Below are 17,480 nucleotides of genomic sequence, written 5' to 3' on the forward strand. Positions count from 1 at the left end.
AGCAATAATGCAAACATTAAAAACAACTCCTTTGTATTACGGCAAAAGTCCTGCACGAGGCGACTTTTTAAAAACAAAAGGTCAGAATGCTTTAATACAGTTGCTTGATCAGTGGATTACTGAAGCATTGGAATATGCAATGCAATCGGGCAGCTTTAAAGAAGCTTATAACACGTTGCCTTCGCTCGACTTCTTTATTGCGAATCCGAAAGAAAATATGTTTTTAGCGGCGAATCTTCTTGCAAGTGAAGATAGTTCGGGTCGATCTTTTCCAATGGTACTCAGCCATTTATTAGAAATTGATTTACCGTATGATAATTTGCTATATGCGCCTTATAGCTATAAACATGTACTCGTTGATTTATTCCAAAACAATCGTACTTTAAAAGGAATTAAAGATTCAGATCTGTTACTTGGAAAATTAGGTCACTTACAAAATCAAATTCAGGTTTTAACTGAACGCGAGTGTGTAGGTTTCTATGAAAATCATACGATGCATTCATTTGCTCAATTAATGAAACTCAGTATTTATGAGTTAGCGCAAAGTATGATTGGGCTAGGATTATTACTTCAGCCAATTTTACAAAATGGAACCAGTCGCTTAAATAAAGTTTTAATTTTGCCTATTAATAATCCTGCTTACAGTTATGAAATAGCAGCCTTTTGGGTCAGTATTATTTGTCGCTTTTTAAAGGAACATAATACTGAGGTGTTGATAGGTTTATTACATCGAGAGCAACCTGTATTGTTCTTCGGTTTTCAAGGGGCTGATATTTTAGCCCTGAGCGATATTTTTACTCAGAATATGGATAGTAAACATTGGGTTTCTTTAATAGAAGCTCAGTGGATTGATACTTATTTGGAGCAAAATGCTGGTTTAGCTACGCTAGAACAATCATTATGCCAACGCCAATTAAGTTTAAATCAAGGCTTAAAACTATTTAGACAGACTTTTTTGGGTGAATAATAATGAATCAACGAAATCAAACTAAACTTACACAGCTCATAAAAGGCTGTTTTATCTATGCAATAGCTAATTATGCTTTGGCTCAGCCCATTGTTGTAGAAGGTGTGGTTCCAAATGAAGCGAGTAAACAGGCTATCTTATTAAAAATGCAATCTGTTTATGGTGCTGATCAGGTAGTAGATAAAATACAAGTGAGACCTGTAGCTGCTCCAAATGGATGGAGTGATTCTGTTACGCGAGTTATTACACCTGACTTAAAAAAAGTTTCACAAGGTAAATTAAGCGTAAATGGTACCCGATTTGAGCTAAGTGGAAAAATGCTGAATCCAGCAGATATTCAACCTACCATTCAATCTTTTCAAGGGTTAGTACAGCCACCATATCAACTGTATTCACAGTTATCAGTCAATCAGGCTGAGCAGAAAATCATTGATGACGCACTTAAAAATCGAATTATTGAGTTTGAATCTGGTAGTGCGGTTTTAACTGATGCGGGTCAAAAAATTCTAGACGAGATGGCTGTTGCCTTGAATAAAGTAGGCGGTAAAAAAGTCAAAATCGTAGGACATACAGATAGTTCAGGTGATGCGACTAAAAACTTGAAACTTAGTCAAGATCGTGCGTTAGCAGTAAAAAACTATTTGATTAGTAAAAGTATTCCTGCCGACCATTTATCTGCGGAAGGTTTAGGTTCATCTAAGCCTGTTGCAGATAATACTTCTCCAGAAGGCAGAAAGAAAAACCGTCGAATTGAGTTTACTGTTCTATAAATATAAGGAGAAGAACATGGCTAGCCCTTACATTACGATTGGATGCCCAACAACTGGTGGAGGGCAAGTCATTTCAGGAAACAGTACATTTTTAATTGATGGAATTGCAATTGCCTGTGTAGGAGACAAGGCGACTTGCCCGTTACACAAAATAGTTGCAACGATTGTATCGGGAGATCCGAATATGCTTGTCATGGGTAAATCAGCAGCGCGTGTAAATGATTCATTATCATGCGGCTGTAAATTATTGCCAAAACAGAGTTTAGTTAATCAAGGATAAGGGTAGGGTAGAGATATTTTTATATAGATATAAATATCTACTAAAACATATTAACGCTTGAAATGATGAGTAGTTTGTCTGATAAAGCTGAATTTTGTTAATATACAGGCATTATGATTTTAAGCATTAAATTATTTAAAAATATTGAGAGTAATGATGAGTAATTTAAAAATTTTAATTACAAAACTTTCTACAGTTGCGCGAACTGCTTTAGAAAAATCGGCTAATGCTTGTGTTATTCAACAAAATTACGAAATTGAAATTGAGCATTTATTCTTAGAGTTACTTAATCAATCTTTAGAGAATGATTTAAAAATTTTATTAAAGAAATATAAAATTTCATCTGAAGCTTTAGCTGATGATTTAAAAGAAACAATTTCTCAATTACCGAAAGGTAATTCACGAACTCCTATTTTTGCTAAATCTATTGTTCGTTTGTTTGAACAAGCATGGTTATTGGCTTCGGCTGAGCAAAATCCGGTTATTCGTAGTGGTCATTTATTAGTTGCTTTATTAACTGCGCCTGATTTATATCAAATTGCGACTCGTGCTTCGAGTTTATTTGATCTCTTACCAATTGATTCAATGAAACATAAGTTTCTTGAAATTTGTGAGAAGAGTGTTGAACAGCAAGATGAAATAAAAACACCTTCAGGTGAAGCTGAAGCAACAGAAACGACAGTAGCAAGTACCAAAACTGCTAAAACACCAGCACTTGATCAATATACGATTAATTTAACTGAAAAAGCGAAAAAAGGCGGTATAGATCCAGTTATTGGGCGTGAATATGAAATTCGCCTAATGCTCGATATTTTAATGCGTAGACGCCAAAACAACCCAATCTTAACTGGAGAGCCAGGCGTTGGTAAAACAGCTGTGGTCGAAGGTTTAGCTTTAAAAATTGCTCAAGGTTTAGTACCAAACGCCCTAAAAAACGTGCATTTACATGTATTGGATATGGGACTTTTACAGGCTGGAGCAAGTGTTAAAGGCGAATTTGAAAATCGTTTAAAGCAAGTGATTCAAGAGGTCCAAGCTTCTGCTCATCCTATTATCTTATTTATTGATGAAGCGCATACTTTAATTGGTGCAGGTGGACAAGCAGGCCAAAATGATGCTGCAAATCTTTTAAAACCAGCCCTTGCACGTGGTGAGTTGCGTACCATTGCTGCGACAACTTGGGCAGAATATAAACAATATTTTGAAAAAGATGCTGCATTAAGCCGACGTTTTCAGGTGGTAAAAGTAGAAGAGCCAGCCGAAGAAGTTGCGGTAGATATGTTGCGCGCGATGATTCCTGTTATGCAGCAGCATTTTAAATTACAAATTGATGATGAGGCGATTGTTACAGCGGTTCACTCTTCACATCGATATATTAGTGGTCGTCAACTTCCGGATAAAGCAGTTAGTGTTCTTGATACGGCAGCAGCACGTGTTGCGTTGACCCAAAATGCCCAACCTGTAAAGCTTGATCAGTTAAAGGCTCAAGAGCATAACGTAAAGCTTGAACAGCAAATTTTAGAAAATGAACATCGTCAGATTCCAATTCATCATGAACGATTAGAAACTTTAAAAGCTAATTTAGAATCTTTGCAAAAAGAGATTCATGAAACTGAAGAGCAGTGGAAAAAAGAATTAGAACTTGTTCATAAAATTCAGGAATTAGACGCACAGAATCATTCTAATGAATCTGAAGCTTATGATCAGATTAATCTACTGCGTAAAGATCTTGCTGAAATTCAAGGCCAGCAACCATTAGTATTTGAAAGAGTAAATTCTCAAATCATTAATGAAATTATTTCTGATTGGACCGGAATTCCTGTTGGAAAAATGGTTAATGATGAAATTAAACAAATATTGACGCTTGAAGATAAATTGGGCGAGCGTGTAATGGGGCAAGATTATGCGCTTACACAATTAGTTCAAGGCATTAAAACTTCAAAAGCAAGACTTGAAGATCCTAATAAGCCACAAGGTGTATTTCTTTTGGTCGGGCCAAGTGGTGTAGGTAAAACTGAAACTGCATTAACTTTGGCAAATGAATTATATGGTGGTGAGCAGCATTTAATCACCATCAATATGTCTGAATATCAAGAAGCACATACTGTATCTTCGCTTAAAGGTGCACCTCCTGGATATGTGGGATATGGTCAAGGTGGGGTTTTAACAGAAGCTGTTCGCCGCAACCCTTACAGTGTTGTGTTGCTTGATGAAATTGAAAAAGCACATAGTGATGTTCAGGAACTGTTCTATCAAGTATTTGATAAAGGCACTTTAGAAGATGGTGAAGGACGAGTAATTGACTTTAAAAACACCACTATTTTGTTGACTTCAAATGCTGGCTCAAGCGCGATTATGCAAGCGTGCTTAAATACGCCAGTAGAAGACTGGCCGACAGCTGAAGAGTTGATTGACCACTTAAAACCAAGTTTATATAAGCAATTTAAGCCTGCATTTTTAGGCCGAATGAGAGTTGTGCCATATTTCCCATTGCATGACGATCTACTTGTACGAATTATTAAACATAAGTTAGGCAAGATCACAGCAAGAATTGAAAAACAATACGGTACACATGTCCAGTATTCTGAAGATTTGGTAGAGCTACTTTTAAGTCGCTGTACAGAAGTCGATAGTGGTGCACGTAATGTTGATAATATTTTAAATTCTACGGTGTTACCTGCATTGGCTACAGAAATTTTAGTGGCTTTAGCAGAGCAAAAGTTGCCAAAAATTATCATGATTGATGCTAAAGATGACGAAATTCAATATTTACTAGATCCGGTTGCAAAAGCAGCTAAAAAAAGGACCAGTAAAAAGTTGAAGTCAGAAGTTTAAAATTGAATAGAGCTAAAATTAGATGAATATTGATATTTCTGAACTCCTTGAACCCATTAGCGATAGCTTACCTTGTGGTGATGACTTTTCATTTTCTAATGAATTTCATGAAATCAAAAAGGCGAAAACACAAGATGATCTATTGCTAGATCAAGGCGATTGGGTTGCTGAGCGAAAACAAGCCGACTGGGATTTTGTATCAAATAAAACGAGTGTTTTGCTAAAAGAGAATACTAAAGATATTCGTCTATTAACTTGGCTCATAGAGGCTTGGAGTCATCTTTACGGTTTTGAAGGTATGGCGAAAGGCTTAACTTTAAGCCATACCATGCTTAATCAATACTGGCAAGAAATTCATCCTGTTATTGAAGATGATGACTTAGATCAACGCATTGGTTTATTACAGGGTTTAATTAATCAGTTGCCTGGCTTGTTGAAGAAAGTCTCTTTAACCAATACAGTGCCTTATTACAATTTGCTTGATTATGATAATTTTCTATATCACGAGAACATTCGTCGTAAGCAAACTGAAGAGTACGATAGTCAGTCGGGACCATCAGAGTTAGAGCAGTTCGATCAAGCTATTTTTAATACGTCTAAAACTTTTCAATATTCTAATTATCAAGATTTTAGCTCAGTCTTAACCGAGTGGGATGTTTTAAAGCAAACCCTTGACCATTTAATGGGACTCGACTCACCAAGTTTTGGTGCAATTGATTCAGCATTTGAAACTATTCACAGCACATTACGCAAGATTTATAAAGCAGAAGCTTTTGGTACTGGGCTTACGCCAGTCCAAGAGCAAGCGACTGTCATCACGAGTTCATCTATGGAAAATCAAGTGCCTGTACAAGTTGTTTCTGATCAGCCTGCTTTTCAGCCTCAAGCTCAAACACACTTGGCGAACCGTGAGCAAGCAATGAAAGTGCTGCAAGAAATCGCGGATTACTTTCAGGCAAACGAGCCTCATAGTCCTGTGAGTTATATGCTTCAAAAAACCATTAAATGGAGTCAAATGCCGTTACATGAATGGCTAGCGCAAGTCATTAAAGATGAGCATCCATTACAAATGGTTCAGGAAATGTTAGGTGTGCAGCCTAAAAATGAATACGAATAAAGATTGGTAAAGACATATGTTTAAAGCTGAAAAAGTCCTTTGGGGCGAAGGTTTATTTTTAAGACCTCAACATTTCCAAATTCAAGATACCTATCATGAACAACGCTTGAATCATACGGTTCGTGCGGTCGTACCTTTTTCATATGGTATTCAGAAATTAAGTTTCGATGAGGCCCAATTGAGCACCCATATTCTTGCTCTTGAGTCTGTAGAGATGATCTGGCAAGACGGTGAAATTTATCAGGCACCTGCATATGATTTATTGCCTGAGCCAATTTTATTGGATGATCTTAATTTACGTGGTGAGATGCTAATTTATTTAGCATTGCCACTCTTACAAGCAAATAAGCAAAATCTAATTGATCAAAACCAAGCACAAAAGGGCAGATATCAATCACATCTTGTCGAAACGCATGATCTATTTACGAATGCTACTGAAGCAGATATCAGTTTGCTACGCCGCCGTGCTGTTTTTAAATTATTAGATGTACATAGTAATCCAGACCACAATCTAGATGGTTTCTTATATCTACCTATTGGAAAGATTAAACGTCAAAGTTCGGGTGCTTTTGAAATTGATCGAAAGTTTATTCCACCAATTTTGCATGTGGATGCATCTGAAACACTTATTTCAAATTTAAAAAGAACACTGAACGTTATTAAAGCAAAAATTAAGACGATTCAAACCAATAACCGAGAAAATGAACAGAAATTAATTGAATTCCGTTCAGGTGATATCGTTTCGTTCTGGTTGGTAAATGCCTTAAATACAGCTCATGCTGGTCTAAATCATTTTGTGCAATATCCTCAAATTCATCCAGAGCGTTTGTTCTTCGAATTATTGCGTTTAGCAGGTTCATTATTAACATTCTCGACGGCATATGATGTCGATCAGTTGCCTGCCTATAAACACCATAACTTACAAGAAAGTTTTTCGCAGTTAGACACGATTCTACGTGATTTGCTCGATACGATTATTTCGAGTCGATACATCAGTATTGCGCTTAAAGAGATCCGACCTTCATATTGGGTGGGAAGTCTTGAGACCGATAAGATTACTCGAGATACTCGACTTTATATTGCTGTATCAAGTAGCGCAATGCAGACACATGAGTTAATCCAGATTGTGCCTTTACGATTCAAGATCGGTAGCACTTTAGATGTAGAACAACGTGTAGTTGCTGCATTGCCTGCGATTCCATTGCATCACTTAATTCAAGTTCCAACTGCAATACCAGTACGTTCTGGTGTGAGTTATTTCGAGATTGAACCACATCATGAGCTTTATCAGCGCATGTTAGATTCAGAAACGATTTGTATTTATGTTCCGGCTGGTTTCCAAGATATCAGTATTGAACTGATTGCGGTCATGAACGCTTAAGGATAAAGGAGAGAAAAATGTCACAATCCACAGGTGCTCCTTCTTTATTTGATGATGGGCAAATTGGAACGGGCGGTAACAATAATAGCCAGTCTCAAGCAAAACTACAGGCAATCAATCTTATTGATTTATTGCATGATGGCTTTTATTTGGTTTTTTTAATTCGAAATCAGTATGTGCCAGCAGATGCTCAGCAGTTTCGTGAAAAAATCTTAAATTTACTTAATCAATTTGAGCAACAAGCCAAAAAGTTACAATTTTCAGCCGATGATATTCATGATGCTAAATATGCATTTTGTGCTTTGATTGATGAAACGATCGTAACGCAACAAGACCCAAGTTATTTTAATTTGCAAAATGCTTGGTTAATTAGCCCGTTACAATTGAGCTTGTTTGGTTCTCAGTTAGCCGGTTATCGCTTCTTTGAAATATTGGAGCAATTACGTAGCCGTGGAAAAGAGCGTCTAGCTGCTTTAGAAGTATTTCATTACTGCCTTTTATTAGGTTTTCAGGGTAAGTACCGAATCGAATCTACGGAAAGTCTCAACCATTTAGTATCAAGAGTCGGTGACGAAATTGACTATTTGAAAGGAAAAAAGGTTGCCTTTTCGCCGTTCTCGGCCATTCCCGATCAGATACGAAATATTATTCATCGCGAAGTGCCTTTCTTTTGGATTTTGATCTTTTTATTGATTTTTGCATTGCTTACCTTTGCAGGGCTAAGATTTATGCTGAATAATCAAAATGATAAAGCATTATCTAATTATCAAAATGTGATTTCTGCTCCTCAAGAGCAAGCACATATTACAATTTATTTACCTTGATGATGGTACGAAATGGCTCAGGAAAAACCAACTTCTATTCGAGTTCTACAATCGAATAAAAAAAAGCCGAAATCACCAATACTTTACATTGTCATTGGCGTTATTGCCGGGGTGTTTGTCAGCATCTCGCTATTCCTGTTCTTGTCTCAACCGCATTCGTCAGAATCAACAGCAATTGAGAGTAAATCAACAGAAGAACAGATTTTAAATCAAGAAACTGCTCATTCTTCTGATGAACAAAATCAAGTTGCTGTCAGTCAAGACAACGAAACAGATTCAATGAGCCGTGATGGTTTTGAACAACCTAAAGATAATGAATTAAGTAATATCTTTAAACCTGCTCAGCATAAGCCTGCTACTGTCAATCAACAGCGAGTTTCTCCATTTGACGAACAGCTCACGGGTGAAAAGAAAGTTCAGGTTGTGCCTCAACTACAGACGGGTGCAGCTAAAACGGCTCAACCGAAGGTACAGCCGGCTCAGCAAAAGCCAGTGACTAAAACACCGCAGCAACAAGTGGCACAGGCTAAACCTGTTGTTGAGAATAAAGCTCCAGCCGAACCCGAAGCTGAGGTTGAACCACCTAAAGCATCGGTAGATATTAAAATTACACGAAGTCCTTTTGCTGTGAATTAATGAACAAATGATGATTTTTCTCATTTTCTTTTGCTTTACATGCTTAGCAATTGGTTTAGCGTTTTTAATGTCTTATGAGCTAAGGACGAGAAGCAAAGATTTTGTTTTGTCATTACTGCCGCAAGGCCGTAAACAGCTTAATCAGGTTAGACAATTTGCTCAAACAATGAATCAGGCGGCTGCGCCTGAAAAGCTGCAATCCCATTGGCATTTACAGCAGTGGTGGATTGTTATTGCAGGATTTTTCTTGTTTGCCAGTATATTAGTTTTTGCTTTTACTCGACCTATTAGCTCAACTCGAATTGAAGCTGAATATCTCAAAAAAACAGATCCTCAAATCTACGCGCTTTTGAACGGTGAAATACTATCACCACCACCAGAAGTGGATGAAAGCCTAATTGAAGCCGCAATTGTAGAGGCTACACAATTAGAGCAACAATATTCTGCTCAAAATAGTGGAACCATTAATTCTTCACCTATTGATAATACAAGTTTTGATGGGCGAGCTATTTTAGATACCAGTTTAGTAGATCGTAAATGGAGTAAAATGAACCCCCGTTATAAGCAGCGTTTACTCATGGTTTTTAAAATCATGAAAGAACAATATGGTTATGAGTTGGTTCTATTAGAGGGATATCGTAGTCCTGTACGTCAGAATATGTTGGCAGGTAATCCGAACACGACAAAAGCAAAAGGGTATCAGAGTTATCATCAATTTGGTTTGGCAGCAGATGTCGCCTTTAAACGAAATGGAAAAGTGGTTATTTCTGAAAGAGACCCTTGGGCTATGCAAGGCTATCGTTTATATGGGCAAGTTGCTGAATCGGTTGGGCTTACCTGGGGCGGACGTTGGAAATCTATTCAAGATTATGGCCATACCGAGTTCCGTATGCCGGGCTTAAGAAAAACACAGGAAATGGCTGAAAAACTGATCGCTGAAAGTTTGAATGAAGTAAGTTAAACACTTATTGACGATTGAAAACGTTCTTGTAAAACAGTCGTCATTTTATCTACAAGCTGGGAAATGATCCCAGCTTTTTCCCATGTATAAATTGAAACAACCATAGGGGGGACAGTCCCTAATGAATCATATCGACGTACTCGACGTCCGCGGGTTGTTGCCACAGGCAATAAAGATAATCCTAAGCCAGTTTCCACACTAACTAACACGCTTTCTAGGCTACTACCCGTAAAGGCAATATACCAACGTCGCCGTTCGCGCTCTAAGGTTGCGAACATTTCGTCCCGATAAAGTCCGCCTTGAGGAAAGGTCACTAAACTCATGGGATCAGACCATGTAGTTGTTGAATTCTCGCTTTCAAACCATGCCATTTCTTCTGGGAATGTAGCGTGGTGATCAGCACTGGCAGCAGGTTCTTTGACAATAATAATATCGAATTCACCATTCCGATAACGTTCTGTTAAGTTGCGACTCAAGCCAGAGGTTACGTCTAAACGAATGGAACGATGCTCTTTAGCAAATATACCAAAAACTTCAGCCATTGCTGGACTCATCATATCTTCTGGTAAACCAATACGAATAGGAATACTTCCTGCCGGATCTTTAAGTAGTGCTTCAGCTTCTTGTTGAAGGGTCAAAATCCTTTGTGCATAACCAATCAGATATTCTCCAGACACCGTCAATTTAAAAGGTCGTGCTGTCCGATCTATAAGCGCATGTCCCACTGATTCCTCAAGACGAGCTAACTGCTGACTAATTGTTGATTGAGTCAGGTGTAATCGATCGGCAGCTGCAGTAAAACTGCCAGTTTCAAAAATAGTGACGAAAGCACGTAAAAGGCGAGGATCAAACATTATTAGGTACTACCACGCTTAAAAGCTAATGAAATAAGTATTCATAATCTTAATACTATCGATTAAATAATTTAATTTCCAAATACTTTTGGTGAAGCTTATTCTAATTGCAAAATGTTTTGCCATAAGTTTTTATTGGGAGGCCACCATGCGTAAGTCACTGTTATGGATGAATCTGATTGTCACACTGGGGGCTTTGGGCTTTACAAATATGACGAATGCAATGGGTGATTATCCTTTACATCAGGCAGTGATAAATAATGACACTCAATCTATCAAACAGATTTTATCTCAAAAGACCTTAATTGATGAGCGAGATGAAACAGGTTCAACTGCTTTGATGGTCGCAACAAGAGCAAATAATGTACATGCTGCTCATATGCTGATAGAGGCTGGCGCTGATGTAAATGCAAAAGACAATATTCAAGACAGTCCATACTTATATGCTGGTGCACAGGGATATTTAAAAATTCTAAGAATGACACTCATGCATGGTGCGGATTTAAAAAGTATTAACCGTTACGGTGGGACTGCGCTCATTCCAGCAGCGGAACGAGGCCATGTCGAAACAGTTCGTACATTAATTGCCGCTGGTGTAGATGTTAATCATGTCAATAATTTGGGGTGGACGGCATTACTTGAGGCCATCATTTTGGGAAATGGAGAACCTAAATATCAACACATTGTAGAGCTTTTATTGAAAGCAGGTGCTGATCCGAACTTGGCAGATAAAGACGGGATAACTCCCTTACAACATGCGCGTTCAAGAGAATACCGCGAAATTGAAAGAAGACTTCTTGCAGCTGGTGCAAAATAGAAAGTGAGAGTATGTGATGGAAAAAGGTGAACAGTTTTTACGTAATGCGATTGAGCTTGCCTATAACAATATTGAAAAAGGTGGCAGGCCATTTGGCGCTGTGATTGTAAAGAATGGAGAAGTTATTGCTTCAGGCGTAAATCAGATTCTGACAACGAATGACCCAACTGCACATGCTGAATTATTGGCGATTCGTGCAGCCAGTCAAATTTTAGGATCTGCCAACCTAGAAGGCTGCTCTGTGTATGCAAGTGGTCATCCATGTCCAATGTGTATGGCAGCAATGCGTTTAGCCGGTATAAAGTCAGTTAGCTATGCTTATTCTAATGAAGACGGAACACCATTTGGTCTGTCTACAGCCGAAATATATATTGAGCTTGCCAAGCCGTTTGCTGAGCAATCAATGAAAATTCAATATATACCGATCAGAGTTGAAAACCGCACTGATCTTTATGCGCATTGGAAGAATTATCAAACCAATCATTCAGGCTCAGAATAATGAAGCAGTCTGGCGTCTTTTTGACTCGTCCCATGCTTGTTGTAACGGTAGCTTTGGTGGGCCTTAATTTAAGACCATTTATCACAAGTATTGGACCATTGATTGCCAATATTCGTACAGCCACTGGCTTAAGCTTAGAAGGGGTGGCACTGCTCACTTTGTTACCGATGATGCTTATGGGAATCGTTGCATTTGTTGGGCCAATATTGCAAAACTTTGTCGGTGAAAGAAGGGCTATTCTTGGTGCATTGCTGACCATTTGTGCGGGGTGTACTTTCCGATTTTTATTTCCTACTGCCGAAGGATTAATTCTTAGTGCCATAGTGATTGGATTCGGAGTCGCGATGATACAAGCGGCATTTCCCGGCATGATCAAAAGAGAATTTAGCCAACATATTGGTCCGATGATGGGGCTTTACTCAGCCATGCTTATGGGCGGTGGTGCCTTAGGAGCATGGTTAGCGCCTGTAGTTTCAAATATAACGGGTTTATGGTTTGTTGGACTGGCTTTTTTTGCAGTCCCAGCTTTGTTTGCATTTATATTGGCGCTGGCTTTTTTACCTACAAAAGCTAGCTCATCTATTCATCGTGCGCCTGTAAGAAAATTATTAAACCAACCTCGAACTTGGTTATTAATGGCTTGCTTTGGGCTTGTAAATGGTGGCTATTCATCAGTCGTGGCTTGGTTAGCACCTTCTTTTCAAGATCAGGGTTGGAGCGCAGCACAAAGTGGGAAATTACTTGCTCTTCTGGCCTTAAGCCAAGCAGCTTCAGCACTCATTTTGCCTGTTTTAGCTAGGAAATATAAAGACCGACGTCCATGGCTATGGTTTACGTTAGCAATGCAAATGGTTGGTTTTTCAGGAATAGCTTTTATACCTGAGTTTGCCGCTATGCTTTGGGCAATTTGTTTAGGCGTTGGCTTAGGAGGATGTTTTGCATTAATGCTTATAGTTGCATTAGATCATTTTGATGAACCCATTCATGCAGGTGCGTTATCTGCACTGATGCAAGGCGGTGGTTTTTTACTGGCAGCAATCCCGCCGTGGATTATTGCAATTTTGCATGATTTTACTGGGGCTTACAAAGCAGGATGGCTTTTTCACTTAGCCAGTGTGATATTGGTTGTTATTTTAGTGATTAGATTGGCTCCCAAAAGTTATTTAAAAATGAGTCTGTAAAATGTTGAGTTGGCCGAGATTCTTTTTATAAAGAATTACTGATGCTAAAGCACAAGCAAATTAGGAAATAGTGATAGGATAGAACTGAAATTTTTCCGCTTCTAAATGAATATAACAATATTTGATTTCTATGACTTCTTCTTTAAAACAGCTCACTTTATTTAATCAGGGCTTAGGAAAAACCAGTCGATTTACAAAAGGTGTGGATGGCACTTTACAGGCTATTGAGCATTTAGGATATGTACAGATTGATACCATATCGGTTGTAGAGCGAGCTCATCACCATATATTGTGGAGCCGAGTGCCAGACTATGATTTAAATCATTTAAATAGTTTGGTTCGTGAGCGCCAGATTTTTGAATATTGGTATCATGCTGCGTCTTATCTTCCTATAAAAGATTATCGCTATGCGCTGCCTGCCATGATGTCTGTTAGGAAAGGGGAAAGTCGTTATTTCAATAGAGGTGATCAGCACCTTATGAATGAAATATTGGCGCGTGTTGGTGCTGAAGGTAAAATTCGACTGCGAGACATTGATAAGAATAATAAGAAAAGTTTGGGAAATTGGTGGAATACAGGTCCAGGTCGCCGTACTTTTGAGCAGTTATATATGCAGGGTGACTTGATGATCTGTGAGCGTAATGGAATGGAAAAAGTCTATGATTTGACCGAACGCTGCCTACCTGAAAATATTGATTTAAGAATGCCCACGCTTTATGAATATGCGCAGTATTTATTTAATAATACGCTTCGAGCACATGGGGCATTTACATGGAAGCAATTAGTTCATTTAAAGAAAAATGATTTAAAAGAGGCTATGCGTGTTGTGCTAAAAGAGCAGGTTGATGCTGGTGTTGTATCAGCAGTTAAACTTGCTGACGGTCAAACTCTATATGTGGATGTAGCTGCAATAGAACAAAAGCTTACTACTGATTTTGGTTTAAAAATACTTTCGCCTTTTGATAACTCACTTATTCATCGTGACCGCTTAACTTCTTTATTTGAGTTTGATTATCGAATCGAATGCTATGTGCCAGCAGCCAAACGGGTATATGGTTATTTTTGCTTACCTATTCTTTATCAAGATGAGTTAGTAGGTCGACTAGATTGTAAAGCACATCGGTCTATTAAAGAATTAGAAGTGATTAGCCTGCATCTAGAAAAAACAATCAAAGATAAAGAGCATTTCTTTTTTGAACTAGATCAAGAGCTCAAACGTTTCGCAGTATTTAACCAATGTTTAACTGTTAATGACAAAGTGATTAAGCTTATTCGTACTAAAATTTAAACACCAAAAGCACTCCAACTTTTGGTGTTTTCACTTTTTTAGTTCAAGGGCATACGATATTCAATAATCCCTGGTTTTTGTGCAATCCAGTCATAAAGCTTTTGTGCTGTTAGATTGGTTTCTTGAGTATGCCAATATAAACGGTCACAGTTGTGTTCAATTGCTTGCTTCTGCACATATTCAATAAGTTGCTTACCAATGTGTTGTCCACGAACTTCGGGTGAAACATAGAGGTCTTCTAAATAACAATAATTATCTTCTGCCCATGTTGAACGATGAATAACATAATGCACAATTCCCAAAACTTGCTCACCTTGTTTGGCAACAGCACAATAAACGGGTTCATTTTCATCGAAAAAGCGTTCCCAAGTCACTTTTGTGACATGAAGAGGTAAATTTACCTGATAAAAATTTTGATAAGCAAGCCAATATTTTTCCCATTGTGAATAGTCCTGCTGTTGAACTGGGATGATTTGAATATCTTGATTTTGCATAATAATTACACTCTATTTTAAAGTAATGGAGAATGGAAAACTAAAGTGTAGTTTTGATAGTGGTATTTTTATAAGGTACACTTTTGATATTTTTTACAGTACCAGTTTGTTATGGCAGCTTCGATTTCGGCATCTTTCCCACATTTGATTTTGCCAAAAGGTCAGATTAAAGATGGGCTATATTCGGCTTTGCGTGATGCTATTTTAGATGGAAGGCTATCTGCCGGAACAAAATTACCCTCAAGTCGTACCCTAGCAGAGATGATGTCAATTTCAAGAAACTCTGTATTGGCAGCTCTTGAACGATTACTTGATGAGGGATATTTATTTACCAAACCAAGTTCTGGTACCTATGTTGCTGAGGTTGTGCTAGATCAGTTAATACATGTTCAAGAAAATTCAAAAAAAACGTCTAAAAATAATCATCAATCGTTAAATATTAATCCGAATATTGAAGCTTTATTAACATCATGGCGAGAGCAGTCGTGGTTAAGTCAAAAGAAAAAAATGTTCCATGTGGGTGTAGGTTGTGTTGATTTATTTCCTCATCAACTTTGGGGAAAGTTATTAAATCAAGCTTGGCGGCAATCGTATTATCAGCTTGGTCAATTTCACGACCCGCGTGGTTATCTACCTCTACGTCAGGCAATTTGTGAATATGTCCGCTCCACCCGAGGGCTGAACTGCAACGAAGAGCAAATTATTATTGTCAATGGAACGCAGCAAGCTATACATTTAACGGCGTATGCTTTACTGCAAGCAAATGATGAGGTGTGCTTAGACGAACCAGGGTATGACGCAGCTTTTAATATTTTCCGAAGTTTTGGTGCACAGGTAAATTTAATTGCAAGTGATGAAGAGGGAATGCAAATTTCGGACATTATTCATCGTTATTCAAAAAGCAAACTGGTCTACACAGCGCCTTCACATCAGTTTCCTGTAGGTGGAACTTTAAGTCTTACTCGCCGTTTTGCTTTACTCGATTGGGCATCTCAACAAGAAAAATGGATTTTTGAAGATGATTATAATAGTGAGTTTCGCTATGGCACACATCCCATTCAAGCTCTACAAGGTTTAGATCAGCAGCAAAGAGTTATTTACTCTGGTACTTTTAGCAAAATGATGTTTCCAGAGTTTCGGTTAGGATTCATGGTTGTACCTGAAGCATTAATCGAAACATTTAGTGCAGCTAAATACTATACCGATGTTCGAAGTTCTTATTTAGAGCAAGTGGCTTTGTCTCAATTTATACAAAAAGGCCACTATGCTCGGCACGTACGTAAAGTTCGAAAAGCTTGCTATGAGCGCCAACAAACATTGATTAAAGCTATTGATGAGCATCTTTCAGATGTGCTCAGTGTTCAACCTACAGATTCAGGTATCCATGCAGTGTGCTGGTTAAAAGGTGAGTGGACAGAGCAAGAATTTATTGATCAGTGCTCAGCTCTAAACTTGGCTGTCCAGCCATTATCAAGATATTGCCAGTTGCCAAACAAAAAGGCCGCGGTACTTTTTGGCTATGCAGCCCACACACCTAATGAAATTATTGAAAACATTAAAAAAATTGCACAATATTTACAAGAAAAATAATAGCCTAAGTTTCGTTATTTAGATAAATTTAATCATTATTTAAATGCTTAAATACGAATTTCTATGATGATCAATTGGTTATATGAAACTAGAGATGTTATTAAAATTTTTAAAAATTAATTTTAATTAATATTATTTTAAGCTAGCACAATTAATCTAACTACATCAAAGCTTATTTAGTACACCTTTTGGCCACATTCTCCAGATGTGGCCGTTTTTTTATCAAAAATAAATATAGTTCCGAATAACTTAATTAACTCTTAACGAGAAATAAAAATTAATCTTCTTCCATGGCATTACTATAAAACTTAACACCCAGTTTAATACGATCACGCCCATTACCCATACGCCAGCGGTTAGTATCTCTTAAAGAATATACACAGCCACAATATTCTTGTTGATAAAACTCTTCTCGTTTACTGATTTCAATCATACGGCTTGAGCCACCATTTTTACGCCAGTTGTAATCCCAGTACTGAATTTCAGGATAGTGCGCAGCAGCACGAATTCCGCAGTCATTGATTTGCGCCATATTTTTCCAGCGAGAAATTCCTAGTGAACTACTGATGAGACTAAAGCCGTGTTCATGTGCGTAAAGGGCAGTTCGTTCAAATCGCATATCGAAACACATGGTGCAACGAATACCACGTTCGGGTTCATCTTCCATACCTTTTGCTCGAGCAAACCAATTGTCAGTGTCATAGTCTGCATCAATAAACGGAATATTATGCTTTTCGGCAAAACGAATATTTTCTTCCTTACGGATGAGATATTCTTTTACTGGATGAATATTAGGATTATAAAAAAAAATTGAAAATTTAATGTCTGACTCAATCAATGTTTCCATAACTTCTCCTGAACAAGGAGCGCAACAAGAGTGAAGTAATAATTGATCATGTCCAGATGGGAGTTCTAATTTTAAACGTTGAGTTGACATAATAAAAAAATTAAATTGTAATGCAATTCATTATATATTTATTTTTCAT

Annotated in this window: 17 protein-coding genes; 14 read left to right on the top strand and 3 right to left on the bottom strand. The window is 37.8% G+C overall.

The annotated features are described in order from the left end of the window. Positions 1 to 7 precede the first annotated feature (7 nt). The 9 genes from tagF (at position 8) to F886_RS09130 (ending at position 9,771) form a co-directional block, all read left to right on the top strand. Positions 8 to 967 carry a type VI secretion system-associated protein TagF gene (gene tagF / locus F886_RS09090; protein WP_004793188.1) on the top strand — a complete coding sequence of 320 codons (960 nt, stop codon included), beginning with the start codon at positions 8 to 10 and terminating at the stop codon, positions 965 to 967. A gap of 2 nt (positions 968 to 969) precedes the next feature. Then, positions 970 to 1,737 carry an OmpA family protein gene (locus tag F886_RS09095; protein WP_005304028.1) on the top strand — a complete coding sequence of 256 codons (768 nt, stop codon included), beginning with the start codon at positions 970 to 972 and terminating at the stop codon, positions 1,735 to 1,737. 16 nt (positions 1,738 to 1,753) lie between these two features. Next, positions 1,754 to 2,017 carry a PAAR domain-containing protein gene (locus tag F886_RS09100; RefSeq protein ID WP_005304032.1) on the top strand — a complete coding sequence of 88 codons (264 nt, stop codon included), beginning with the start codon at positions 1,754 to 1,756 and terminating at the stop codon, positions 2,015 to 2,017. A gap of 153 nt (positions 2,018 to 2,170) precedes the next feature. Beyond that, positions 2,171 to 4,852 carry a type VI secretion system ATPase TssH gene (tssH, locus tag F886_RS09105; RefSeq protein ID WP_081402136.1) on the top strand — a complete coding sequence of 894 codons (2,682 nt, stop codon included), beginning with the start codon at positions 2,171 to 2,173 and terminating at the stop codon, positions 4,850 to 4,852. 22 nt (positions 4,853 to 4,874) lie between these two features. After that, a complete protein-coding gene (tssA, locus tag F886_RS09110; protein WP_005304039.1) occupies positions 4,875 to 5,969 on the top strand; it encodes a type VI secretion system protein TssA in 1,095 nt (364 codons plus the stop codon). A 16-nt stretch (positions 5,970 to 5,985) separates the two neighbouring features. Continuing rightward, on the top strand, positions 5,986 to 7,350 hold the full coding sequence (tssK, locus tag F886_RS09115; protein ID WP_005304041.1) for a type VI secretion system baseplate subunit TssK: 1,365 nt from the start codon (positions 5,986 to 5,988) through the stop codon (positions 7,348 to 7,350). 17 nt (positions 7,351 to 7,367) lie between these two features. Further along, a complete protein-coding gene (gene icmH / locus F886_RS09120) occupies positions 7,368 to 8,174 on the top strand; it encodes a type IVB secretion system protein IcmH/DotU (protein ID WP_004793176.1) in 807 nt (268 codons plus the stop codon). Positions 8,175 to 8,186: 12 nt separating this feature from the next. Further along, positions 8,187 to 8,810, top strand: a complete 624-nt coding sequence (locus F886_RS09125) for a hypothetical protein (RefSeq protein ID WP_005304043.1) — start codon at positions 8,187 to 8,189, stop codon at positions 8,808 to 8,810. Between the two features lie 7 nt (positions 8,811 to 8,817). Beyond that, entirely contained in the window at positions 8,818 to 9,771 is a 954-nt protein-coding gene (locus F886_RS09130) for a M15 family metallopeptidase (protein WP_005304046.1), read from the top strand. On the opposite strand, the gene F886_RS09135 is transcribed toward F886_RS09130, so the two are convergent. Beyond that, positions 9,768 to 10,625: a LysR family transcriptional regulator gene (locus F886_RS09135; protein ID WP_005304049.1), complete on the bottom strand. Its 858-nt coding sequence runs from the start codon at positions 10,623 to 10,625 to the stop codon at positions 9,768 to 9,770. The two genes, F886_RS09130 and F886_RS09135, sit on opposite strands and share 4 nt — an antisense overlap. Positions 10,626 to 10,773: 148 nt before the next feature. Between F886_RS09135 and F886_RS09140 the strand changes: the two genes are divergently transcribed. The 4 genes from F886_RS09140 (at position 10,774) to F886_RS09155 (ending at position 14,410) form a co-directional block, all read left to right on the top strand. Next, positions 10,774 to 11,442 (top strand): ankyrin repeat domain-containing protein, encoded by a 669-nt coding sequence (locus F886_RS09140; RefSeq protein WP_005304052.1) that lies wholly within the window; start codon positions 10,774 to 10,776, stop codon positions 11,440 to 11,442. Positions 11,443 to 11,458: 16 nt separating this feature from the next. After that, positions 11,459 to 11,941 (top strand): nucleoside deaminase, encoded by a 483-nt coding sequence (locus F886_RS09145; RefSeq protein WP_005304055.1) that lies wholly within the window; start codon positions 11,459 to 11,461, stop codon positions 11,939 to 11,941. After that, on the top strand, positions 11,941 to 13,122 hold the full coding sequence (locus tag F886_RS09150; protein ID WP_005304058.1) for a cyanate transporter: 1,182 nt from the start codon (positions 11,941 to 11,943) through the stop codon (positions 13,120 to 13,122). The genes F886_RS09145 and F886_RS09150 overlap by 1 nt, the downstream gene beginning before the upstream one ends. 130 nt (positions 13,123 to 13,252) lie before the next feature. After that, positions 13,253 to 14,410 carry a winged helix-turn-helix domain-containing protein gene (locus F886_RS09155; protein ID WP_005304061.1) on the top strand — a complete coding sequence of 386 codons (1,158 nt, stop codon included), beginning with the start codon at positions 13,253 to 13,255 and terminating at the stop codon, positions 14,408 to 14,410. A gap of 38 nt (positions 14,411 to 14,448) precedes the next feature. On the opposite strand, the gene F886_RS09160 is transcribed toward F886_RS09155, so the two are convergent. Further along, positions 14,449 to 14,904 (bottom strand): GNAT family N-acetyltransferase, encoded by a 456-nt coding sequence (locus tag F886_RS09160; protein ID WP_005304063.1) that lies wholly within the window; start codon positions 14,902 to 14,904, stop codon positions 14,449 to 14,451. A 111-nt stretch (positions 14,905 to 15,015) separates the two neighbouring features. Here F886_RS09160 and F886_RS09165 point away from each other — a divergent pair, with 111 nt between their 5' ends. Further along, positions 15,016 to 16,494, top strand: a complete 1,479-nt coding sequence (locus F886_RS09165) for a MocR-like pyridoxine biosynthesis transcription factor PdxR (protein ID WP_005304067.1) — start codon at positions 15,016 to 15,018, stop codon at positions 16,492 to 16,494. A gap of 277 nt (positions 16,495 to 16,771) precedes the next feature. On the opposite strand, the gene F886_RS09170 is transcribed toward F886_RS09165, so the two are convergent. Beyond that, positions 16,772 to 17,431, bottom strand: a complete 660-nt coding sequence (locus F886_RS09170) for an epoxyqueuosine reductase QueH (protein ID WP_081402137.1) — start codon at positions 17,429 to 17,431, stop codon at positions 16,772 to 16,774. Positions 17,432 to 17,480: the final 49 nt, after the last annotated feature.

Source organism: Acinetobacter sp. NIPH 542 (assembly GCF_000369825.1).
GTDB classification, from domain to species: domain Bacteria; phylum Pseudomonadota; class Gammaproteobacteria; order Pseudomonadales; family Moraxellaceae; genus Acinetobacter; species Acinetobacter oleivorans.

Excerpts from the sequence above, each read along its gene's own strand:
- tagF (WP_004793188.1), top strand. The coding sequence starts at position 8 with ATGCAAACATTAAAAACAACTCCTTTGTATTACGGCAAAAGTCCTGCA.
- F886_RS09095 (WP_005304028.1), top strand. The coding sequence starts at position 970 with ATGAATCAACGAAATCAAACTAAACTTACACAGCTCATAAAAGGCTGT.
- F886_RS09100 (WP_005304032.1), top strand. The coding sequence starts at position 1,754 with ATGGCTAGCCCTTACATTACGATTGGATGCCCAACAACTGGTGGAGGG.
- tssH (WP_081402136.1), top strand. The coding sequence starts at position 2,171 with ATGATGAGTAATTTAAAAATTTTAATTACAAAACTTTCTACAGTTGCG.
- tssA (WP_005304039.1), top strand. The coding sequence starts at position 4,875 with ATGAATATTGATATTTCTGAACTCCTTGAACCCATTAGCGATAGCTTA.
- tssK (WP_005304041.1), top strand. The coding sequence starts at position 5,986 with ATGTTTAAAGCTGAAAAAGTCCTTTGGGGCGAAGGTTTATTTTTAAGA.
- icmH (WP_004793176.1), top strand. The coding sequence starts at position 7,368 with ATGTCACAATCCACAGGTGCTCCTTCTTTATTTGATGATGGGCAAATT.
- F886_RS09125 (WP_005304043.1), top strand. The coding sequence starts at position 8,187 with ATGGCTCAGGAAAAACCAACTTCTATTCGAGTTCTACAATCGAATAAA.
- F886_RS09130 (WP_005304046.1), top strand. The coding sequence starts at position 8,818 with ATGATGATTTTTCTCATTTTCTTTTGCTTTACATGCTTAGCAATTGGT.
- F886_RS09135 (WP_005304049.1), bottom strand. The coding sequence starts at position 10,625 with ATGTTTGATCCTCGCCTTTTACGTGCTTTCGTCACTATTTTTGAAACT.
- F886_RS09140 (WP_005304052.1), top strand. The coding sequence starts at position 10,774 with ATGCGTAAGTCACTGTTATGGATGAATCTGATTGTCACACTGGGGGCT.
- F886_RS09145 (WP_005304055.1), top strand. The coding sequence starts at position 11,459 with ATGGAAAAAGGTGAACAGTTTTTACGTAATGCGATTGAGCTTGCCTAT.
- F886_RS09150 (WP_005304058.1), top strand. The coding sequence starts at position 11,941 with ATGAAGCAGTCTGGCGTCTTTTTGACTCGTCCCATGCTTGTTGTAACG.
- F886_RS09155 (WP_005304061.1), top strand. The coding sequence starts at position 13,253 with ATGACTTCTTCTTTAAAACAGCTCACTTTATTTAATCAGGGCTTAGGA.
- F886_RS09160 (WP_005304063.1), bottom strand. The coding sequence starts at position 14,904 with ATGCAAAATCAAGATATTCAAATCATCCCAGTTCAACAGCAGGACTAT.
- F886_RS09165 (WP_005304067.1), top strand. The coding sequence starts at position 15,016 with ATGGCAGCTTCGATTTCGGCATCTTTCCCACATTTGATTTTGCCAAAA.
- F886_RS09170 (WP_081402137.1), bottom strand. The coding sequence starts at position 17,431 with ATGTCAACTCAACGTTTAAAATTAGAACTCCCATCTGGACATGATCAA.